This is a genomic window from Granulicatella sp. HMSC31F03 (genome assembly GCF_001807725.1).
GTDB classification, from domain to species: domain Bacteria; phylum Bacillota; class Bacilli; order Lactobacillales; family Aerococcaceae; genus Granulicatella; species Granulicatella adiacens.
The window spans coordinates 38476-58050 of record NZ_KV790850.1; the positions used below are offsets into that span (position 1 = coordinate 38476).

A 19575-nucleotide genomic window follows, 5' to 3' on the forward strand; every position below is an offset into this window, starting at 1 on the left:
GCTCAACCCGGTGTAGCAGTTATCATGACTATACCGAACCGAAGGTTCTAGAGTATTTTAATAGAGCAGGAGATATATATTTTTTTGCACACAAAAACCCTTTGAGAAAATCTCAAAGGGCAGTGAATTATTTTTGCACTTTCTTAAATTTCATCGGATAAACCAAACGAATTCCATTTTCTTTAAAGACCTTTTCAGCGTACATCGTAAGAATATCGCCGTTGACCTCATAGTGATACGTAATTGGGACTTCTTTTGAAGAAATATAAAGTGGAAGAATACCAAATAGATTTGGAACATCCGGGAAGACAATCGTTTTTGCGTTTGTGTCTAAAACGCCACCTTCTTGTTTTCCTTTGAAGATATAAGTTTCATCATTGTAAGTACCAGATAAGTCTTCCGATTTTTTAATATTCTTTTGAGCATTTGCAGCAAGTACTCTAGCAGCTTCTGCCTTGTCCTTAGCGATATCTTTATGTGCTTCAGCAAAGAACTCGAAATATTTATTCATATCCACAGTATAGGTATAAGTCACCTTTGTTCCTTCGATGGTTAACGTAGGAGAGACATCTTCGAAAGCCTCTGTTACTTTCAATCGGGTATATGCGTCCTTGTAAGTATATAAAAATGTACGTTCTATTGTATCTCTAAAGTCGATTGCTTGCCATTCACCTTCAAGGGCGACTGGAGCAGGGGCTTCTGTTGTTGTTTCAGCAGTCGTTTGTTCTGGCTTTTGTTCAGCACATCCTGCAACGAATAGAAGAGTAAGAAGCGACATTGTCCATAGCGAAATTTTTTTCATCATTTTCATCATTCATCACTCCTTCTATTTGTTCTCTTCTGTGTAGTTGAAACGAAGACGCATCACAAGTTTCAAACCTTTATCGTTTTTGCCCTCAACAGAAAGGGTCATTTGTTTTCCCTCCACTGTATAGTTATACGTCATAGCCTCCAGTGGGTTGGAAGTAGGTCCTAAGATGATTCTGCTTAGGAATGTTGGAGTTTCTGGGAAAGTAATCGTGTGATTGTCCAGATCAATAGTTCCTGTTAGCGTATAGTCATATGCGTAGTTTGCTTCGTCGACTGTGATTTTGGTATGTTGAAGAGTCGCTACATAGGCTTTTAAATCTTCTGTTTTCTTTTGGACATATGTTTTGAAATCAGGTGTCGTAAGGTTTTGTCCTTTATATTGATCTTCGTAAATTCTGAGATAGTCAAAACGATACTTCAATTCAACCGTCTTGTCTTTAATCGTCATCGTCATATTGACATTATCTAAGTCATCCAACATAAGTGCTGCTGCGCGGGATTCCACATTAGTAGCAAGGAATACCTTTTGCAACGTCAATTGTTGTTCTGTCCATTGCCAAGTGCCTTGTTGGTCTTTTGTTAAATCTTGTGGAGTTTTAGGTGCTTGCTGTGTGGATGCCTGACAACCTGCAATGAGGAGTAAAGCGGCAAAGGCCAAGAATCCTAAAATCATCTTCTTAATCTTATAAAACATAAACGTGCCTCCTAAAGTTGGTTGTCTTCATTTTATCATTAAATGGAATAGTTATAAAGTGAAATTTTGAGCGTAATCTCATATGAATGATGGGCATCATGAAACAGCCTTTTGAAAATCTTGAAGGTACCTTTTAATTTCACTGATGTTTCAAAATGTAAAACGTAAAAATATTATTCAGATGATTCTCTTACCGTTTGAGCTTTTAAAGGTCTTTTATGTGCAAAAAATCCCTTTGAGAAAATCTCAAAGGGGTAGTAGGGTATTTAATTTGTTTTAGTATCTGAAACTTTCTTAAATTTTATTGGATAAACAAGATGAGCACCAGTTTCTTCGTACGTTTTCTCAGCATAAATTGTAAGAACGTCACCATTTAATTCATAGTGATAAGTAATTGGTACTTCTCTAGAATTAATATAAAGAGGCAGAACTCCCAAAATGTTTGGAATTTCAGGGAATACAATCGTTTTTGCATTCTCGTTTAAAACCCCATCTTTTAACGTCGCGGTTAACACTTTTGTATTATTATCAACGGTTCCAGTTTGATGTTTAAAAGATTTAAATTTCTCTTCTATAGTGCCTAGAAGAACGGCAGTAGCTTCTTCTTTTGTAGGATAATCTTCTTTATACCGTTCAGCATAAAAATCAATATATTTATTCATATCAGCACTATAAGAATAAGTTACATCTGTTCCTTTAATTGTTAGAGTCGGAACGATCTCTTGAAAGGCTTCTGTAACCTTTAATCGACTATTACCATCATCAAAGTAAATTAAGAAAGTACGTTCCACAGTATCTCTAAAATCTACAGCTTTCCAGTCTCCTTCGAGTGATACTGGGGTAGGTGTTACTGTGGTAGTTTCTCCAACTGTTGTAGTTTCTGCAACTGTTGTAGTTTCTGCAGTTGTTTGTTGTTGCTGCTGTTGTTGTCCACATCCTGATACAAATAGAAGAACAAGAAGGGAAAACATCCATAGGGAACTTTTTTTCATATTGTTCATGATTTATCACTCCTTCTAGTTATTGTCTCCTACATAGTTGAAACGAAGACGCATTACTTTAAAACGGCCGAGTTCGTCTTTGCCTTCAGCATAAAGTGTTATTTGGTTACCTTCAACGGTGTAAGTATAAGTAATTGGTACGAGTAGGTTAAACGTTGTTCCCATAACAATTGTATCTAAAAATGCAGGTGTTTCAGGGAACGTAATCGTATGTTTCTTCGTGTCGATTTCTCCGGTTAGAGAATAATCAAAGGCATGATTAGGTTCGTCTAAAGTAATCTTTGTATGTTTCATATTTGGAATATACTTCTTAAATTCGTCAATTCTATTTTTTAAATACGATTCAAAATCCCCTTTTTTCAATCCTGTTGCATATGCAAAATCCTTATACAGTTCTTTGTAATCAAAACGGTACTTCAATTCAACTGTATTGTCTTTAATGGACATCGTCATCTTAACATTATCAAAGTCATCAAGCATTAGTACAAGGGCAAGCTTTTTGATATCAGTAGCTAGGAATACTTTCTGAATCGTCATTTGTTGATCGGTCCATTCCCAAGTTCCTTGTTGATCTTGTGTAAGATCTTGTGGAGCTTTTGTTGTTTGAGAAGTTTCATTTGTTTGAGAAACTTCATTTGTTTGGGAAGACTGCGATGGAGAAGGCTGACAACCAGCAATCACGAGTAATGTAGAGAATGACAAGAATCCGACAAGTATCTTCTTTGTTTTAGTCAACATAAAGTTACCTCCTAAAGTTGGTTACCTTTATTCTAACATTAAATGGAATCGTTATAAAGTGAAGTTTTGAGCGAAGAATGAAGAAGAAGGGAAAGTATAAATAAAAATAAGGTTGGCAAGGATTGCCAACCTTATGTAGATTTTACTCAACTTTATAAAAGAATTCTCTTGGATCACCACTTGAACCTTGTCCTGCCCAAATACGATTGACAGTTTGGTCTGATGGATCTTCTTTTGGAACCATTGTAAATTTATTTCCAGCAGGTAGGAAGATGATTGAATAGCCACTAGTATTCGTGTTAACAGCAACGGTTAAATATCCTCGGTCCATCTTTGGTTTCCCCAATTTTTCAGTGGTACTCACAAGACCGTTTTTATCGAAGGTTAAGGTTTGACCTTTTCCGTTTTTCCATATTCCAGCAATACTTGAAAAATCACCGTTTTGAATGGCGTCAAGATCCATAGAAGTAGATGTTGATTTGGAAGAAGCAGTGTTTTTCGTTAAAGCATTCCATGTTAAGTTTTGTAAATTGAATTCTTTTGGGTATTTCTTCACATCTTCTAGATTATTTGTTTTAGAGACTTCTTCAAGCTCTTTCCCTTCTTTATTTAATTTAAATAAAATAAATTCTTGATTAATCGGAGTGCTCAATAATAGTGAGCGGTCTTCTCGAAGGGTGAGAGTTGTGCGTTCATTTCCAATACCTTCCATTTGATTTGAAGGATTGGTTAATTTTGCAAGCGACCCTCCAGTATTCGAATAAATATCTAGTAAAGTGTATCCATTGCGGCTGTCTTTTAGTGCGATCAGAAGTTCATCCGTTCCGTCTTGATTCAAATCGTAAAAGGCATATGAAATTCCTTTAAACTTTGGTTCAACGTCGCCTTTAGGAACGGCTTGAAGAGCGGAACGATTGATTGTCGTTCCATCTGGTTCTCCTCCTGCTAGGACTTTTGCGTAAGCTTGAAGAACTTCATCGAAAGAGTGCAACGTTAAGCTGGATTCCTTGGAAGCAGTGGTTGTCTGAGAAGCTGTCGTTGTTTCTAGGGTAGTCGTTTCTGAAGTTGTTGTTTCTTTACTAGTATCTGTAGTCGTTTGGCATGCGCCTAAAACGAAAGAACAAGATAATAGAGTGAAAATGAGTTTTCTATTTTTCATAATCGTTCTCCTTAATGAAAGAATAAATCTGTTTTCATTATACAGAAGAAGAGAGTACATGTCTAAAGAAATTTAGGAAGAAGATAGGCAAATGAAGCAAAACACACAAAAAGCTCCTTGGAAAAATCCAAAGGAGCTTTCATTTTTATGGAACAAACGATTGAGTTTAGCGTCCAAACCAAACGCTCATATCCACTAGACCTAAGCCTTTTACATACTCTGTAGAAGTGTATTGCCATCCCCAGCTTGGTTGGCTGTATGGAAGTTGGTATCTAAGTTGTGGAGTATAAGCCGCCACCCAGTCGACATATTTTAAGATATCCGGATGATTCAAGCGATTTTGTAAGAGATATTGATAACTGTAAATACGTACGTTCGTATAGCCAGCTTTTGACATCGTTTCTTGATAAGCTTTCCAGATTTTCACCCATGTAGCGGTATCTGTTGGGGCTACTTTAGAACCATTTTCATAACGCCAATCTTCAATATCGTAATAGATTGGGTAGGTTGGTTTGATATTGTATCTTTTGATGAGTTCTAATGTGAGATTAGCATCTTTGACGCCATCTTCATCGTTAGAAGCGTAAGTGTAAAGGTAAATGCCGTATGGAACGCCTAGGCGGTTTAGTTCACGAATATTATTGGCGAGATGTTTATCTTCAGCACCTGTATATCCAATGCGAACGATCACCGCATCGATACCATTTTCACGGATGATGCTTTCCCAGTTGGAGATGTGACCTTGGTGTTCGCTCACGTCCATGACTTTCTTTGTATGCTCGTCCCCAAGACGTTGAGAGGCACCATTATAGAAATAACGTTTGCCATTCTTTTCGACCCAGCCGATGTCGGCCGCTTTTTTACTGAGGACATTCCCGTTATCGTCAAAGACATATTCATAATGATCGATGATATGTTTTCCTGTTGCCATTTTACCATTATCGAAGACGTAGTACTTGCCATCAATCCATTGTTGACGGGCTACTTTCCCATTAGAGAGGAAGTAGTACCAGTACTGGCCAACTTTCACCCATTTATTTTTTGCGTAGCGACCATCGGATTCAAGATAGTAGGAAGAACCGTATTTTTGATCGTAAATCATTTGGTTTTTCGCAATTTTTCCATCTGCTTTGAGATAGTAATCGCCAACCCATTCTCTTTGAGCCATTTGGCCGTCATTTTTGAAGAAGTACCATTCTTGATTTAACTCAAGCCATTTATTACGGACATATAGGCCGCCTTCTTGAATGTAGAACCAATTATTATAGCCTTTATCGAAAATCCATTCTTTATCAGCCATCGTACCGTCGTCTTTAACGTAGTAAGAACCGACCCATTTATTCTTGTCCATTTCTCCCGCTTTTTGGAAGTGATACCATTTCCCGTTTAGTTGCATCCACTTATCTGCGGCGTATTTCCCGTTTTCTTCAAGATAGTAGGTCGCTTTATAGTTGGAGTCATAAATGAACTCGGACTTAGCCATATAACCGCCTGACTTCAAGTAGAAGGCACCTTTCCATTCATTTCGGGCATAAGTACCACCAGGTTTGATATAGAACCAGCTATTGTAGGTTGTATCAAATACCCATTCATCATCGGCCAATTCACCGCTATCTTTATGATAGTAGTTCCAGTTAAATTCATTGGCGTACATGGTGCCATCTTGATGGAACATATACCATTTTCCATTGATTTGTTTCCAAGCGTTTTGAACGGCTTTTCCGTCTTCTTGGGCGTAGTACCACTTTTCATTGAACGTCACCCAACGATTGGTAACGAGTGCGCCATTATCGCCCATCAGGTAGCCATTTACAAGAGTATTCTTCTGCATTCTACCTGCACGGTCGAAGTAGTACCATTTGCCGTCGAATTGTTTCCAAGCATCTTTGAGGTATTTTCCAGATTCAGTAACGTAGTAGCGTTCTCCTTGAATCGTCATCCATTGATTCGTACCCATGACCCCTTCGTGATCAAAGGCATACCCATCAAAGGTTGTATTTTTAAGCATTTTTCCTTCTTCATCGAAGTAATACCATTTTTGGTCAATCTGCTTCCATTGACGAGTGATAGGCACCTTATTGATATGGTAATAAGTGACTCCATCTCTTGTTACAAAGCCCGTATAAGTGGACTTTTCAACTTCTTTCGTTTGCGATTCTTCATTAGATACTTCACGTTTTCTACGAGTACGAACTTGTTCAGTTGTCGTGGTGGTTGTTGTCTCTTCTTGAGTAGTAGGGGCGACAGTAGTTACTTCGCTTGTCGTCACTTCTGATGGTTTCTCGTCTACGGTTGTTTGTGCGAAGACTGCTTGCGTTGATAGCATCATCATTGCACTAGTAATAAACGTCAGTCTTGTATATTTTTTCATTTTTTCCTCCCTTTTTTCATGTGATACCATTTCAATATAACAAATGAGAGTGGAAGGTTCAAATAAACCTAAGCGCTTCCTTGCAATCTTAATAATTAGTCTTTTTTTGATTGAAAAAAGGGAAAGAGAGAACAAAAAAGCCTCACCCCATGGATGAGACTTTTGATGAAATTGATGCATTATTTAGTAGTTTTGTAGAAGTTTTGAATGCCACTCACAATTCCCGCAACAAGCTTATCTTGATAAGCACTATCACTGATTTTCTTGCTTTCAGGGCCATCCATATAGCCAAGTTCTAATAACACAGCGGGTTTTGCAGTTTCACGAAGCACGGCAAAACTTGCACCACGAATGCCACGGTCTTTAGCCCCTGATTTTTCAATAATCGAAGCGTGTAGATTCTCAGCTAGACGTTTACTTTCACTCATACGAAGGGGATTGTCATGAGCTTCCTTATTAATACGAGGTGGAAGATCTTCATCGGCTTCATAAATATAAGTTTCAACACCACTGCGACTTTGTCCACGAACACCAGAAGCGTTGAAGTGGATACTAATGAAGAAGTCCGCATCGGTTTTATTCGCCATTTGAGAACGTTCTGTTACGAAGTCGACAAATTCATCTTTATCCCTAGAAGTAAGAACCGTATACCCAAGTCTTTCTAATTCGCTACGTAGTTTACGATAAATTTGCATATTCAAATCTTTTTCGCGAAGCCCATTATAGACTGCGCCAGGATCTTTCCCGCCGTGCCCTGGGTCAAGGAAGATAACATTTTTGTATTGTCCGTAATTCACGGCTTCAGGAACTTCAGCGACCCAAAGACCATCAGATTGGAAAACATGCTTTTTACCATCGATAGTGAAGAGGTTACGCACATAAGAACCGCCTTCTTGTAAGTAGAACCATCCACCATAAGAGCCGTCGTAAATCCATTCTTTCTCGGCCATTGAACCGTCTTCTTTTACATAGTAAGCGCCAACCCATTTATTTTTGTCCATTTCACCAGCTTTTTGGAAATGATACCATTTGTTCTGAATTAAAAGCCATTGACTACGCGCATAAGAGCCGTCTTCTTTTAAATAGTACGTCGCTTTGTAATTTGGATCGTAAATGAATTCGCTCTTAGCCATATAGCCGCCAGACTTCAAGTAGTAGTCGCCTTTCCATTGACGGCTTGCGTAAACACCACCTGGCTTAATGTAGAACCAGCTATTGTAGTTTCTGTCGAAAACCCATTCGTTATCGGCCATCGCACCGCTATCTTTTAAGAAATAGCTGCCACTCCATTCGTGAGAGTACATCACACCATTATCGTGGAATGCGTACCAAACGCCATCAATTTTCTTCCAATCTCCACGGAAAACTTTTCCCCCTGAAAGAGCGTAGTACCATTTTCCACCTTGGTAGCTCCAGCCTGGTGAGACGAGCATTCCTTCATTATCTACCAAATACCCGTCTGGTGTGAGGCCGTTTCTGACCATTTTTCCATCCTCGCCAAAGTAGAAGTAACGATTTTCTGCCCATTTCCAAGTGGAAGTAACTGGTTTATCCTTCTCATGATAGTAAATGTTGCCATCAGCTCTCAAAATACCCGTATAAGGTGGACGTTCCCCTGGCTTGTAATAATAGATATCATTTTTAGCATCGGTTGGAAGGGAGACGGGAGCCTCCGTAGTCTTCTCCGTCGTCGTTTCTTCTTGCTGAGTTGTTGGAAGCTGCGTTGTTTCTTCACTCGTTGTTGGAAGAGTCGTCGTTGTATCTGTGACGGTTTCTGCTAACACGAACTGAGGAAGAAAGAGAGAAAGAGCAGCGGTTAAAAAAGTGAGTTTTGTTGCTTTTTTCATAGGTTCCTCCTGAATCTTTTTTTACGTCATCAGTGTATCAAAAAGGGGGAAGGGGTTCAATGTTTTAACACTTTGTTCATACAAAGTTCAAAAGTAGATTTAGTTGAAAGAATAAACAAAAAACCAACTACCGGAGTAGTTGGTTTGAAACTGGATGATTATTCTCTCATTGAGCCATCTGCAGTAACATAGTAAGAGTCAATCCATTTGTTTGTATCTAATTCTCCACCACGACGGAAGTGATACCATTTGCCATTGATTTTTTCCCACTTATCAGTGATGTAGAAGCCATTGCCATCAAAGTAGTACCAGCTAGAATAGTTCTTGTCGTATACCCATTCGTTTACAGCCATTGACCCGCTACCTTTGACGTAGTAAGAACCGACCCATTGATTTGTATCTAGTTCTCCGCCACGACGGAAATGATACCACAAGCCATTAACTTTTTCCCATTTATCACTAACGTAATGACCATTTTCTGCTAAATAGTACCAGCTAGAGTAGTTCTTGTCGTAAATCCATTCGTTCTTAGCCATTTCTCCATTCTCTTTAAGATAGTAGGCCCCTTGCCAAGTGTTACGAACCATTTTTCCGTTATGATCGGCGTAATACCATTTGCCATCCTTTTCAACCCAGGCATTTTTACGGATGATGCCGTTATCCCCAACAAGGTATCCATAGGCTTGAGGATTTGGTTCTAAATGTCCTTTAGCATTAAAGTACAGGAATTCCCCTTCATTAACGGTTTCCACTAATGAGTTATAAACAATTCTTCCATTTTCGTCTGCGTAAAAAGTATTTTCTCCAATTTTAACAGTCTCTTTTTGTGCCATTTCTCCTGTATCTTGGAGAAGGTAACCGTCAACGATTGCACTTTTTTGCATGATGCCTTCTTCGTTGAAATAGTACCATTTTTCGTTAATTTTTCTCCATTGAGAAGTAATTGGAACATTATTCACGTGATAATACGTCACGCCATCTCTAGAAGTAAAACCAGTAAAAGGCTCTTCTTTTGGTTGATATTCTTCCACGACTTCATTCTCGTGGTTGTCTGCGTCGTTTTCTACAGGAGCTACCGTTGTGGCTTCTGTCGTTTCAGCAGGTGCATTTTCTGCGTAGACCGCTTGAGCAGATAAAAGAAACATTGCTGCAGTCATAAAAGTAAGTTTTGTAATTTTATTCATATTTTCCTCCCTGTTTTTCAAAAATGAACGTTCTTACTATACCAAAAATTCTTTTGAAGTTCAAACTATATTAACAAAATTCACGAAAAATTTACTTTTTCCTTCAGCAATAATCGTTCTTTTTTATGCTATAATCGGATTTATGAAAAATAGAGACATTACAAAACAACCAAAACAAAAAATTCTAAAAGGAACCTTAATGACGCTCTTTGCGGGGATTGCCTGGGGGATGAGTGGAGCGAGTGGTCAGTACTTGATGGCGCACGGGATGGGTGTACTTGCCTTGACGGATTTACGACTGATTATCTCTGGGACGCTACTGCTTCTTATGAGTTATCTCTTCAACCGAGAGCAGCTAAGCGCGTTTTTTAAGGAGAAGAGCAATTACGTCAAAATTGTTATTTTTGCCTTTGTAGGATTATTCTTAAATCAATTTTCGTATTTACAAGCAATCGCCTTGAGTAATGCTGGAACGGCAACGGTCTTGCAATATCTCTGTCCGGTCATTATTCTCGTGTACATCTGCTTGAAAAATCGTACGGCGCCGACTGCGTCTGAAGTGACCTCAATTGTTCTTGCGATGGCGGGAACCTTCTTAATTGCGACACATGGTCAGTGGAATCAACTTAGCGTCACACCACTAGGGCTATTCTGGGGTATCTTCAGTGCGTTCACCTATGCCATCTATATTATGCTTCCGATTAAACTCATCCAAACGTATGGAAGTCTAACGGTGATTGGCGTAGGAATGGTGATTGCAGGAGTCATTCTTTTCCCAATGAGTGGACTCACGACCCTTCAACTAGAATATAGTGTTGATATTCTGGCTGCATTAACGGGAATTATCCTTATCGGAACGGTCATTTCTTATACGATGTTCCTAAAAGGGACGAGTTACATCGGTCCGGTGAAAAGTAGTTTGATTGCTGCGGTTGAACCCATTTCTGCCGTCTTCTTTGCCTTTCTCATTATGAACGAGCATTTTTATGCCATTGATTTTGTAGGAATGGCGATGATACTCGGAGCAGTGGTCTTGATTTCAGTACGTGACCTTCTCAAAGAACGCCGGAAAGTGGAACAAGGCATTATTGAATAAGAAAAATCAAACCGCAATTGGAGCGAATCCAGTTGCGGTTTTTGAATAAAAATTTTTTCTAATCATGATGATTTCGAAGTTATTTCTGGTATAATAATTGAAACTAGGAAAGGAAGTGAGCGAATGAATACGGCAGTGTTAAATTATTATTTCGAGAAATCGGGATTATCGAAAGAATTTATGGAACAAAAAGTCAGTAAACGATTCGGTCAGTTTTTAACGGGAGAGAGAACACCTTCCTTTAACCAATTATCAGAGATGGCGAAACATTTTCGGATTCCTTTAGGAGTGTTACTTAGTGATGAAGTCATCCCTGAGAAGAAAATTGAGATTCCTTTTAGAACGGTAAACTCAGAATTTATTGGAGAACCTTCTAGGGAATTAAGAGACACGATTGAAGAGATGAAGTCAAAGCAAGCATTTCTAAAAGAAGAACGTTTACCGGAACTTGATTTCATTGGAAGATTTTCGATGGATGATAATGCGATGGTTGTAGCCCAAGCTGTGATGGAGATATTGGACTTAAGCAAAAACTATTTCGAAAAAGTCAAAAAAGAAGAAGTGTTTAAGTTCTTGCGTGGAAGAATCAGTCGTGTAGGTGTCTTTGTTTTTACGAATGGGAAATTTCAAGACAATACCCATAGATTACTAGACCCAAAAGAGTTCCGTGGCTTCGTATTGTCGGATAAGGAAGCGCCAATTATTTTTATTAATCAAGCAGATACAAAAAATGCGCAGATCTTTACGCTAGTCCATGAATTTGTACATCTACTGTTAGGAGAAGAGGAAATCCTTGGTCAAACGCCCCTTGAATCGGAGTATGATGAAGTAGAGGCCTTTGTCAATAAGGTAACAGCAGAAGTACTTGTGCCTGCCGACCTATTGAAGATGAGATATGACGAACATCCTTCAATTGACGCATTAGCATTATTTTTTAAAGTCAGTCGCTTTGTGATTGCAAGACGATTGTTGGACTTAGGATTTTTATCCAAATCAGACTATCAAATGCACGTGCGTGAATGGGAAAATGAGTGGAAGAATCAAACGAAACCAAAGAGTAAAGGTGGAGATTATAAATACAATACGCGTTATCGCATCGATAGAAATTTCTTCCAGTATATTGAGAATGCGATTCAATCCGATCGCATTACGTATACAGAAGCTTTTCGTTTATTAGGAGTAGGATATAAAGGTTATCAAATATTAAGGGAGAGATAATAGGGTATGTATCTACTAGACACGAATATTTATATTGCATTTTATGAACGGTATTATCCGCAACGGAACTTTCCAACATTTTGGGAGAAATTAGTTCAAACTTTTCAGCAGGAAGTCGTTGTTCCAAGAGTTGTGATGGAGGAGACTAAAAATAGTGCTTGGTTAAACACTTATATGACAGAGACATGTGGTTTGAATCCAATTGATCATCGAAAATACTGGATCCAGTGGGCTGAAGTTTTGAATAACGTACGCAATAATCCAGTTTATACAAGTGAAGCATTAGATTCACAAAATGGATGGTCTAAAGAAACGGTAGCAGATGCATGGTTACTGGCCATTGCTAAAGAAGAAAAATATATTCTGGTAACTGAAGAAACAAAGAACGTGAATCTATATAAGGGTGGACCGGTAAGAAGTGCAAAAATTCCTGATGTCGCAAAGGATATTGGTGTAGAGTGTATTGACCGCTTGGAATTCTTCAAGCGAATTGAGTTAAGTATTTAATAGTGAGATTCAAAGACTTGTCGATTTCGACAGGTCTTTTTTTTGTTTAGAAAATAGGATAAAAAACTTTAAAACTGAGACCGTTCTCATGAAACTTTCATCTTTTTCAAATAAATCGTTTGTGCTATACTATGTACCATCAATTAACAGATGGAGGTCCTTAATTTGTCTTATTCACTCGAAATTTTACCAAGTTTATTACACGGAGCAGTGACGACATTAGAAGTGTTCGCACTCGTGCTTATCTTCTCGATTCCGCTGGGCATTCTCATTGCTTTTGCGATGCAACTCAAATGGAAGCCACTCAACTGGCTCATCCACATCTACATCTGGGTGATGCGTGGGACTCCTCTGTTACTCCAACTCATCTTTATTTATTACGTCTTGCCAAGTGTCGGCATTCGTCTAGACCGACTCCCGGCAGCGCTCATTGCTTTCACGCTCAACTATGCGGCGTACTTTGCAGAGATTTTCCGCGGGGGGATCGATACAATTCCAAAAGGGCAGTATGAGGCGGCGAAAGTGCTGAAATTCACGCCAGGAGCGACGATTCGCTATATTGTTCTTCCTCAGGTGACGAAGATTGTCTTGCCAAGTGTCTTTAATGAAATCATGAGCCTTGTCAAAGATACATCCCTTGTATACGCGCTTGGAATCTCAGACCTGATTCTGGCGAGCCGTACCGCAGCTAACCGTGATGCCAGCCTCGTTCCGATGTTTTTAGCAGGGGCGATTTACCTTATTATTATCGGGGTTGTGACGCTTGTGGCCAAACGAATTGAAAAGAAATTTAGTTATTATAAATAGGAGGACAAGCAAATGTTAGAATTACGTAATATAAGTAAACGATTCGGCGATAAACAAATCTTGTCCGATTTCAACTTAACCATTCACGAAGGGAAAATCTTGGCCATCGTCGGACCTTCAGGAGGCGGGAAAACAACTTTGCTACGAATGTTAGCAGGACTGGAAACCATCGACTCTGGGGAAGTGTTCTATAACGGAGAACCGATCGCGCTTGATGAACTTACAAAGCGCCAACTACTAGGATTCGTGTTCCAAGACTTCCAATTATTCCCACATTTATCGGTATTAGAAAACTTAACGATTTCACCGGTGAAGATGAACGGGGTGCCTCAAGAAGAAGCGAACACGAAGGCACGCGCACTCTTAGAACGCCTGGGACTTGCTGGACACGAAGACGCATTCCCATATTCACTCTCAGGCGGACAAAAACAACGGGTCGCCTTGGCACGTGCGATGATGATTGATCCTGAAATCATCGGCTACGACGAACCAACGTCAGCGCTCGACCCAGCCCTTCGCCTAGAAGTAGAGAAGTTAATCCTCCAAAACAAAGAACTCGGAATGACGCAAATTGTTGTAACCCACGATTTAACCTTTGCCGAAAACATCGCGGACGAACTCTTGACGTTCGAACCGAAATAGGAGGCCGCTATGAAGAAACGAAAAGGAATCCTAGGGCTTTTGGCGCTTGTTGGGGTGGCGGTAATGAGCCTGGCGGGTTGTACGCAACAGGCAAGTAACCCAAAAGTCGATAACTGGGATAAATACCAACAACAAAAAAGCATCACGGTCGGCTTCGATAATACCTTTGTGCCGATGGGATTTGAGGAGAAGAATGGCGATTATGCCGGCTTTGATATCGAACTCGCGCAGTATGTGTCGAAGAAACTCGGCGTTACCATTCACTTCCAACCGATTGACTGGGACATGAAGGAGACGGAACTACAAAACGGGACGATAGACGCGATTTGGAATGGGTATTCTGCGACAGACGAACGCCGCGAGAAGGTCGCCTTCACGATTCCCTATATGCAAAATACACAAATCCTAGTCGTGAAGAAAAAAAGTGACATTCACTCGACCAGTGACATGACAGGTAAAGTCCTTGGCGCACAAAACGGGTCATCTGGGATGTTAGATTTTGAAGAACATCCAGAAGTGTTGAAGAACCGTGTCAAAGGCGGAGACGCCGACCAATACCAAAGCGTAAATGAGGCTATTATCGACTTGAAGAATGACCGTATCGACGCCTTACTCATCGACCGCGTATATGCGGACTACTACCTCACAACAGAAGGCATCGCCGACGAGTACGATACCATTCCTTCAGGATTCGAGAGTGAGTCCTTTGCGGTAGGGGTACGACCTGCCGATAAGAAGCTACTCGAAGCGCTGAATGAAGCCTTCAAGGAACTATATCAAGAAGGCATCTTCCAACAAATCAGCCAGAAGTGGTTTGGTGAGGATGTCGCAACACCTGAAGTAAAAGGGCAAGAATAATTGAATAACAAAAACGATTGCTGGACAGAAGGGGCACCTTCTGGAAGGCGATTTTTTGTGTGCTGTAAAATCTAAGGGAATTAGGATAAAAACTCAAAATGGTAGAAAATAAGATTGATAAAGCGCTCACAAAAAGGTACACTGAAGGTGTAGAAAAGTTCAAAGAAGGGAGAGAAAACCATGAAAAAATTAGAAGGGAAAGTAGCACTCATCACTGGAGCAGCCGTTGGACTCGGAAAGGGAATCGCAACGGTCTATGCCAAATACGGCGCGGAGATGTGCCTTGTCGACTTATTACCAGAAGTCGAAGAAACGGCAAAAGAATTAAGAGAAACTTACGGCGCAGAAATCGTCACTTATGTCGGAGACGTTTCCAACAAAGACCATATGAAAGAAGCAGCCAAGAAGGCAAAAGACGCCTTCGGGGAAGTGAACGTGGTTTGTTGCAACGCTGGGGTTTGTCGCTTAGCTCCATTTGAAGAAATGAGCGATGACATGCGCGACTTCCATATCGATGTGAATATCAAAGGCGTATGGAATACGTGTCAAGCTGTCATCCCTTATATGCTCGAACAAGGTGGCGGTAGCATCGTCATTGCTTCATCCGTCACAGGGGATATCGTAGCCGATGCCGGTGAAGCAGCTTATGCCATGACAAAAGCAGCGCTCGTGGGCTTGACAAAATGCTTGGCCGTCGAATACGCAGACCGCCATATCCGCGTGAACTGCTCACAACTCGGATATGCACGGACACCAATGGTTGAAAAGATGGCCATTGAATCCAACCCAGACAACCCAGAAAGTGCCATCCAAGACATAGCAGTCGGAGTGCCAATGAAACGCTTAGCCGACCCACTCGAAGTCGGCGAACTCTTCGCCTTCCTTGGAAGCGACGAAGCCAGCTACCTCACAGGAAGCCAAATCGTCATCGACGGCGGCAGCACCTTACCCGAAACCATGAGTATGGGGACGAATTAGGGGAGAGTATCAAGAAGTCTATAGAAAATAGGAATTCTTGTTGTAGTAGAAAAATTGTTATAAAAGTAACAAAAAGTATTTTACATTAATAGAAAAAATAATCAATTATAATTATAGTTGAGAATAGAATTTAAGTTTATTTGTTTAGGATTTATTCCTTAAATTGTATTGACTTTCACATGTAGTAGCGTTAAAATTTAATTGAATATTGATGAGGAAGTTATCATTAATGAGCTTAACTCGTTTCTTGAAATATAACGGAAGTATATTTTTTGAGACGAGTTTTTTTGTATTTAAGGGGGAGTTTGATGAAAATTAAGAAGGTGTTAAATAATAATGCAGCGGTTATAGATGACTTTGGAAATGAAGTTATAGTAATCGGAAAGGGTATTTGTTTTAAGCGTAAAGTGGGCGAATTAATAAATAGTAATCTAGTTGAAAAAAGGTTTTGTTTATCCTCTGATGAAATGAATTTAAATTTACAAAAGCTTATTATCTCATTACCTCTATCAGAAATTAATATTGTTGATCATATTGTAAAAAATATACGAATGTCGTTAACGAAAAAAATTAGCGATAGTATTTATGTATCTTTAGCAGATCATATTCATTATTGCTTAAAAAATTATAATGAAGGGATTGTGATTAGGAATGAACTAATTAATGAAATTTCAAAATTTTACTCAGATGAGTTTATTTTAGGACAAGAAGCGGTTCAGTTTATTTTTGAAGAAACGGGGGTTGAATTACCAATAGATGAGGCTGCCTTTATAGCGATGCATATAATTAATGCCGAAATTGCTGATGGTGGAGGAACATCAAATGTACGAAAAATTACTATTATCATTGATGAAATACTTCAAATAATAGCAAACTATTTTAATTTAAAATTTGATGAAAAATCTTTAGCGTATTTCCGTTTGATACGTCACTTAAAGTACTTTTCAAGAAGTGTAGTGTTAAAAAACGAATTTACGAATGATCCACAAAGTGAAATTCTTAAGGAAATGCTTAAATCAAGTTATTATGAAGCGTATATGTGTGCGATAAATATTCAGGAGTTTATTCGTGTGAAATATAAAGTCGAAGTTGGAAATGAAGCCTTAACGTATTTGATCATTCATATTCAGAGATTATTAGGAGAGAAGGATGATTATAATGAATGATAATCAAAAAGTCGCAAAATTTATTGTAGAAAAAATTGGTGGGAAAGAAAATGTGGAATCAGCAACACATTGTATGACACGATTACGGTTAAAGCTGAAAGATAATTCTAAAGCTGATCGTAAAGCTTTAGATAATAATCCACAAATTATATCTACTCAAGAAGCTGAAGGGAAACTACAAATTATAATCGGGACTAATGTAGGTGATGTGTATGAAGAATTCATAAAAGAAATCCACGAAGTGTTTGAAGAAGATAAAGGTTCTATAACTGAAGAGAATCTCTTAAATCGCTTTGCAGCATTAATCACTAAAATCGTTGTTCCTAGTTTAGGAGTTCTATGTGCCTGTGGGATAATTGCAGGAATTAACTCGATTTTACTTTCAACGGGTATTATTACTCAAGGAGACGGAGCAAATATACTTTTATCCAATCTTGGGAATACTTGTTTAACATTCTTTCCAGTTATCCTAGGATACACTAGTGCAAAAGCATTTGGATTAGATCCTTTTGTAGGAATGATTATCGGAGCTTTTCTTATCTTTCCAAATATGACGCAGACAATTAATTCAGGAGACCCAATGTTTATACTGTTTCCAGAAACGGTTATTGCCATGCCAGTTTTTAAAACATTTCTTGGCATACCAATAATTTTCCCTGCAACTGGTTATACTTCGACAGTTATCCCTATCATGTTAGTTAACTTTTTAGCCTCTAAGATTGAAAAGAAATTAAAAGTTTTTTTGCCACCAGTAACAAGACAATTCTTAGTTCCATTCTTTACCATCTTGATAGCTGGAATTTTAGGAGTCTTAGTAGTAGGTCCAATTTCAATGATACTTCAAAACTTATTACAAGCTGGATTTAATTCACTAATTGTCACTTCAAAAATACTAGCATTTGCTGTGATTACGCTAGTATATCAGCCACTTGTTATTTTTGGCTTACATTGGCCATTGATTACGTTAGGTATTATGGAATATGGGAATATAGGAAGTACACTAATTGTTGCTTCGATTTTTCCAGCAAGTTTTGCACACATGGCTGCATGTCTTGCAGTCTTTTTAAGAAGTAAAGATATCAAAATAAAAAATGTTGCCCTACCAGCATTTCTCAGCGCTTGTTTCTGTATTATTGAACCATCAATTTATGGGGTAACTCTTCCAGTAAAGAAACGTTTTGGATTTTGTATGGCTGGTGGACTTGCAGGAGGATTGATTTTGGCGCTCTCAAACTCGCCAATGTATGCAATCAGTATGGGAGTGACAGGATTTATGTCGTTTGTGAATCCTAATGAAGCAGGAATTAGTGGCCTTATGTGGGCTATTGTAGCTTGTTTAGTTGCTTTTGCTGTGACATTTTCACTAACATATTTTTCAGTTGAAAAAGTGAAAGAAGGTTAAGAACTTGAAGGTAGATAAAAATAAAATTTTAGGATTATTAGTTGGCTGTGCTTACGGGGACGCAATGGGAATGCCCTCGGAAATGATGACTCGGTCTTTACTAAGAAGAACATTTCCTAAAGGAATTCATGATTTTTTACCTTCTTCAGATAATGATTTTTTTGGTCGAAATTTTCGTGCTGGTGAGGTAACGGATGATACAGTTAATACTTTATTAGTTTGTGATACTATAATTGAAAATGGAAGTTTTGATGTTGAAGAGTACTTGAAAATGTTAATAAGATGGACTGATGAGAATCCAGATAAAAGTAAAATGCAAATAGGCCCCTCAACATCAAAAGCCATAGAACTGCTTAAAAAAGGGAAAAGTTATCATGAATCAGGAAAATTTGGGACGACAAATGGGGCAGCTATGAAGGTGACACCTATTGGAATAATAGAGGATTATAATGATATTAGTAGTCTGGTTAAAACCGTAGAACAGCTTTGTTTACCAACTCATCACACGAGCATTGCAATTCAAGGTGCATCAGTAATAGCTGCTATAGCAAGCTTTGCATTAAGAAATGAATATAGAGAGGATATATTATGGGCATTAGCAGAAAAAACTATTCGTGAGGGAGAACAATACGGAACTCAATTACCAGGTGCTTCATTAGTTGAAAGACTTAGATTACTTAGGTATGATTTAAAAAAATTATCCGATACAGATATTATAGGTAGATTGGAAACCGTTTATGGGACAGGTTTTGAAACGATAGAAACAATTCCATCTGTGTTTACTGTGATTATATTGAGTGGAGGAGATCCTAGAAAGGCCGCAAGTATTGCCGCAAATCTTTCTGGAGATTCAGATACTATCGGAGCGATTTCTACTGCAATTTGTGGAGCATTTAATCCAATTTTTTCAAAAAGAGAGATAGATTTTTTAGAAAATGTAAATCAAATATATTTTGATACTTACGTTGAAAAATTATTTCAAATTGCTAACTATTAATTAGACTAAATCCCTCATTTCAATAATTGAAGTGAGGGCTATTGGTCTAATTAAAACCCCCGGATTTGTACTGACCCCAAAAAGTTAGACAATTAATTTA

At 38.7% G+C, this 19575-nt stretch carries 18 protein-coding genes; 10 read left to right on the forward strand and 8 right to left on the reverse strand.

Features of this window, described 5'->3' with window-relative positions:
• Positions 1 to 127: 127 nt before the first annotated feature.
• From HMPREF3106_RS03765 to HMPREF3106_RS03800, 8 genes are all read right to left on the reverse strand, one after another.
• Positions 128 to 811 carry a hypothetical protein gene (locus HMPREF3106_RS03765; protein ID WP_246827524.1) on the reverse strand — a complete coding sequence of 228 codons (684 nt, stop codon included), beginning with the start codon at positions 809 to 811 and terminating at the stop codon, positions 128 to 130.
• A gap of 15 nt (positions 812 to 826) precedes the next feature.
• Positions 827 to 1504, reverse strand: a complete 678-nt coding sequence (locus tag HMPREF3106_RS03770) for a hypothetical protein (RefSeq protein ID WP_070438351.1) — start codon at positions 1502 to 1504, stop codon at positions 827 to 829.
• Positions 1505 to 1770: 266 nt separating this feature from the next.
• Positions 1771 to 2505, reverse strand: a complete 735-nt coding sequence (locus tag HMPREF3106_RS09535; RefSeq protein WP_070444521.1) for a hypothetical protein — start codon at positions 2503 to 2505, stop codon at positions 1771 to 1773.
• Between the two features lie 15 nt (positions 2506 to 2520).
• Complete coding sequence (locus tag HMPREF3106_RS03780; RefSeq protein WP_070444523.1) at positions 2521 to 3243, reverse strand: hypothetical protein; 723 nt, start codon at positions 3241 to 3243, stop codon at positions 2521 to 2523.
• Between the two features lie 142 nt (positions 3244 to 3385).
• Positions 3386 to 4402: a DUF6287 domain-containing protein gene (locus HMPREF3106_RS03785; protein WP_070444525.1), complete on the reverse strand. Its 1017-nt coding sequence runs from the start codon at positions 4400 to 4402 to the stop codon at positions 3386 to 3388.
• Positions 4403 to 4568: 166 nt separating this feature from the next.
• Positions 4569 to 6773 carry a GH25 family lysozyme gene (locus HMPREF3106_RS03790; protein ID WP_070444527.1) on the reverse strand — a complete coding sequence of 735 codons (2205 nt, stop codon included), beginning with the start codon at positions 6771 to 6773 and terminating at the stop codon, positions 4569 to 4571.
• Between the two features lie 179 nt (positions 6774 to 6952).
• Complete coding sequence (locus tag HMPREF3106_RS03795; RefSeq protein WP_083278696.1) at positions 6953 to 8620, reverse strand: N-acetylmuramoyl-L-alanine amidase; 1668 nt, start codon at positions 8618 to 8620, stop codon at positions 6953 to 6955.
• A 158-nt stretch (positions 8621 to 8778) separates the two neighbouring features.
• Positions 8779 to 9804, reverse strand: a complete 1026-nt coding sequence (locus HMPREF3106_RS03800; RefSeq protein WP_070437032.1) for a hypothetical protein — start codon at positions 9802 to 9804, stop codon at positions 8779 to 8781.
• A 142-nt stretch (positions 9805 to 9946) separates the two neighbouring features.
• Between HMPREF3106_RS03800 and HMPREF3106_RS03805 the strand changes: the two genes are divergently transcribed.
• The 10 genes from HMPREF3106_RS03805 to HMPREF3106_RS03850 all read left to right on the forward strand — a co-directional run bounded on the left by HMPREF3106_RS03805 (position 9947) and on the right by HMPREF3106_RS03850 (position 19475).
• On the forward strand, positions 9947 to 10900 hold the full coding sequence (locus tag HMPREF3106_RS03805; RefSeq protein WP_070437033.1) for a DMT family transporter: 954 nt from the start codon (positions 9947 to 9949) through the stop codon (positions 10898 to 10900).
• A gap of 123 nt (positions 10901 to 11023) precedes the next feature.
• Positions 11024 to 12118: an ImmA/IrrE family metallo-endopeptidase gene (locus tag HMPREF3106_RS03810; RefSeq protein WP_070437034.1), complete on the forward strand. Its 1095-nt coding sequence runs from the start codon at positions 11024 to 11026 to the stop codon at positions 12116 to 12118.
• A gap of 6 nt (positions 12119 to 12124) precedes the next feature.
• Positions 12125 to 12625 carry a DUF4411 family protein gene (locus tag HMPREF3106_RS03815; RefSeq protein ID WP_070437035.1) on the forward strand — a complete coding sequence of 167 codons (501 nt, stop codon included), beginning with the start codon at positions 12125 to 12127 and terminating at the stop codon, positions 12623 to 12625.
• Between the two features lie 165 nt (positions 12626 to 12790).
• Positions 12791 to 13432 carry an amino acid ABC transporter permease gene (locus HMPREF3106_RS03820; RefSeq protein WP_070444529.1) on the forward strand — a complete coding sequence of 214 codons (642 nt, stop codon included), beginning with the start codon at positions 12791 to 12793 and terminating at the stop codon, positions 13430 to 13432.
• Between the two features lie 12 nt (positions 13433 to 13444).
• On the forward strand, positions 13445 to 14074 hold the full coding sequence (locus tag HMPREF3106_RS03825; RefSeq protein ID WP_070444531.1) for an amino acid ABC transporter ATP-binding protein: 630 nt from the start codon (positions 13445 to 13447) through the stop codon (positions 14072 to 14074).
• A 9-nt stretch (positions 14075 to 14083) separates the two neighbouring features.
• Positions 14084 to 14932, forward strand: coding sequence for an amino acid ABC transporter substrate-binding protein (locus HMPREF3106_RS03830; protein ID WP_070444532.1), 849 nt, complete (start codon positions 14084 to 14086; stop codon positions 14930 to 14932).
• Between the two features lie 180 nt (positions 14933 to 15112).
• Complete coding sequence (ucpA, locus tag HMPREF3106_RS03835) at positions 15113 to 15910, forward strand: SDR family oxidoreductase UcpA (RefSeq protein WP_070444534.1); 798 nt, start codon at positions 15113 to 15115, stop codon at positions 15908 to 15910.
• Between the two features lie 308 nt (positions 15911 to 16218).
• Positions 16219 to 17076, forward strand: coding sequence for a PRD domain-containing protein (locus HMPREF3106_RS03840; RefSeq protein WP_070444536.1), 858 nt, complete (start codon positions 16219 to 16221; stop codon positions 17074 to 17076).
• Positions 17060 to 18478 carry a PTS transporter subunit EIIC gene (locus HMPREF3106_RS03845; RefSeq protein WP_070444538.1) on the forward strand — a complete coding sequence of 473 codons (1419 nt, stop codon included), beginning with the start codon at positions 17060 to 17062 and terminating at the stop codon, positions 18476 to 18478. The genes HMPREF3106_RS03840 and HMPREF3106_RS03845 overlap by 17 nt, the downstream gene beginning before the upstream one ends.
• A gap of 4 nt (positions 18479 to 18482) precedes the next feature.
• Positions 18483 to 19475 carry an ADP-ribosylglycohydrolase family protein gene (locus HMPREF3106_RS03850; RefSeq protein WP_083281592.1) on the forward strand — a complete coding sequence of 331 codons (993 nt, stop codon included), beginning with the start codon at positions 18483 to 18485 and terminating at the stop codon, positions 19473 to 19475.
• The last annotated feature ends 100 nt before the right edge of the window (positions 19476 to 19575 follow it).

What these genes read in the sequence shown, in the direction of transcription:
- HMPREF3106_RS03765 (WP_246827524.1), bottom strand. Translation starts at nt 811, where the DNA reads ATGAAAATGATGAAAAAAATTTCGCTATGGACAATGTCGCTTCTTACT.
- HMPREF3106_RS03770 (WP_070438351.1), bottom strand. Translation starts at nt 1,504, where the DNA reads ATGTTTTATAAGATTAAGAAGATGATTTTAGGATTCTTGGCCTTTGCC.
- HMPREF3106_RS09535 (WP_070444521.1), bottom strand. Translation starts at nt 2,505, where the DNA reads ATGAACAATATGAAAAAAAGTTCCCTATGGATGTTTTCCCTTCTTGTT.
- HMPREF3106_RS03780 (WP_070444523.1), bottom strand. Translation starts at nt 3,243, where the DNA reads ATGTTGACTAAAACAAAGAAGATACTTGTCGGATTCTTGTCATTCTCT.
- HMPREF3106_RS03785 (WP_070444525.1), bottom strand. Translation starts at nt 4,402, where the DNA reads ATGAAAAATAGAAAACTCATTTTCACTCTATTATCTTGTTCTTTCGTT.
- HMPREF3106_RS03790 (WP_070444527.1), bottom strand. Translation starts at nt 6,773, where the DNA reads ATGAAAAAATATACAAGACTGACGTTTATTACTAGTGCAATGATGATG.
- HMPREF3106_RS03795 (WP_083278696.1), bottom strand. Translation starts at nt 8,620, where the DNA reads ATGAAAAAAGCAACAAAACTCACTTTTTTAACCGCTGCTCTTTCTCTC.
- HMPREF3106_RS03800 (WP_070437032.1), bottom strand. Translation starts at nt 9,804, where the DNA reads ATGAATAAAATTACAAAACTTACTTTTATGACTGCAGCAATGTTTCTT.
- HMPREF3106_RS03805 (WP_070437033.1), top strand. Translation starts at nt 9,947, where the DNA reads ATGAAAAATAGAGACATTACAAAACAACCAAAACAAAAAATTCTAAAA.
- HMPREF3106_RS03810 (WP_070437034.1), top strand. Translation starts at nt 11,024, where the DNA reads ATGAATACGGCAGTGTTAAATTATTATTTCGAGAAATCGGGATTATCG.
- HMPREF3106_RS03815 (WP_070437035.1), top strand. Translation starts at nt 12,125, where the DNA reads ATGTATCTACTAGACACGAATATTTATATTGCATTTTATGAACGGTAT.
- HMPREF3106_RS03825 (WP_070444531.1), top strand. Translation starts at nt 13,445, where the DNA reads ATGTTAGAATTACGTAATATAAGTAAACGATTCGGCGATAAACAAATC.
- HMPREF3106_RS03830 (WP_070444532.1), top strand. Translation starts at nt 14,084, where the DNA reads ATGAAGAAACGAAAAGGAATCCTAGGGCTTTTGGCGCTTGTTGGGGTG.
- ucpA (WP_070444534.1), top strand. Translation starts at nt 15,113, where the DNA reads ATGAAAAAATTAGAAGGGAAAGTAGCACTCATCACTGGAGCAGCCGTT.
- HMPREF3106_RS03840 (WP_070444536.1), top strand. Translation starts at nt 16,219, where the DNA reads ATGAAAATTAAGAAGGTGTTAAATAATAATGCAGCGGTTATAGATGAC.
- HMPREF3106_RS03845 (WP_070444538.1), top strand. Translation starts at nt 17,060, where the DNA reads ATGATTATAATGAATGATAATCAAAAAGTCGCAAAATTTATTGTAGAA.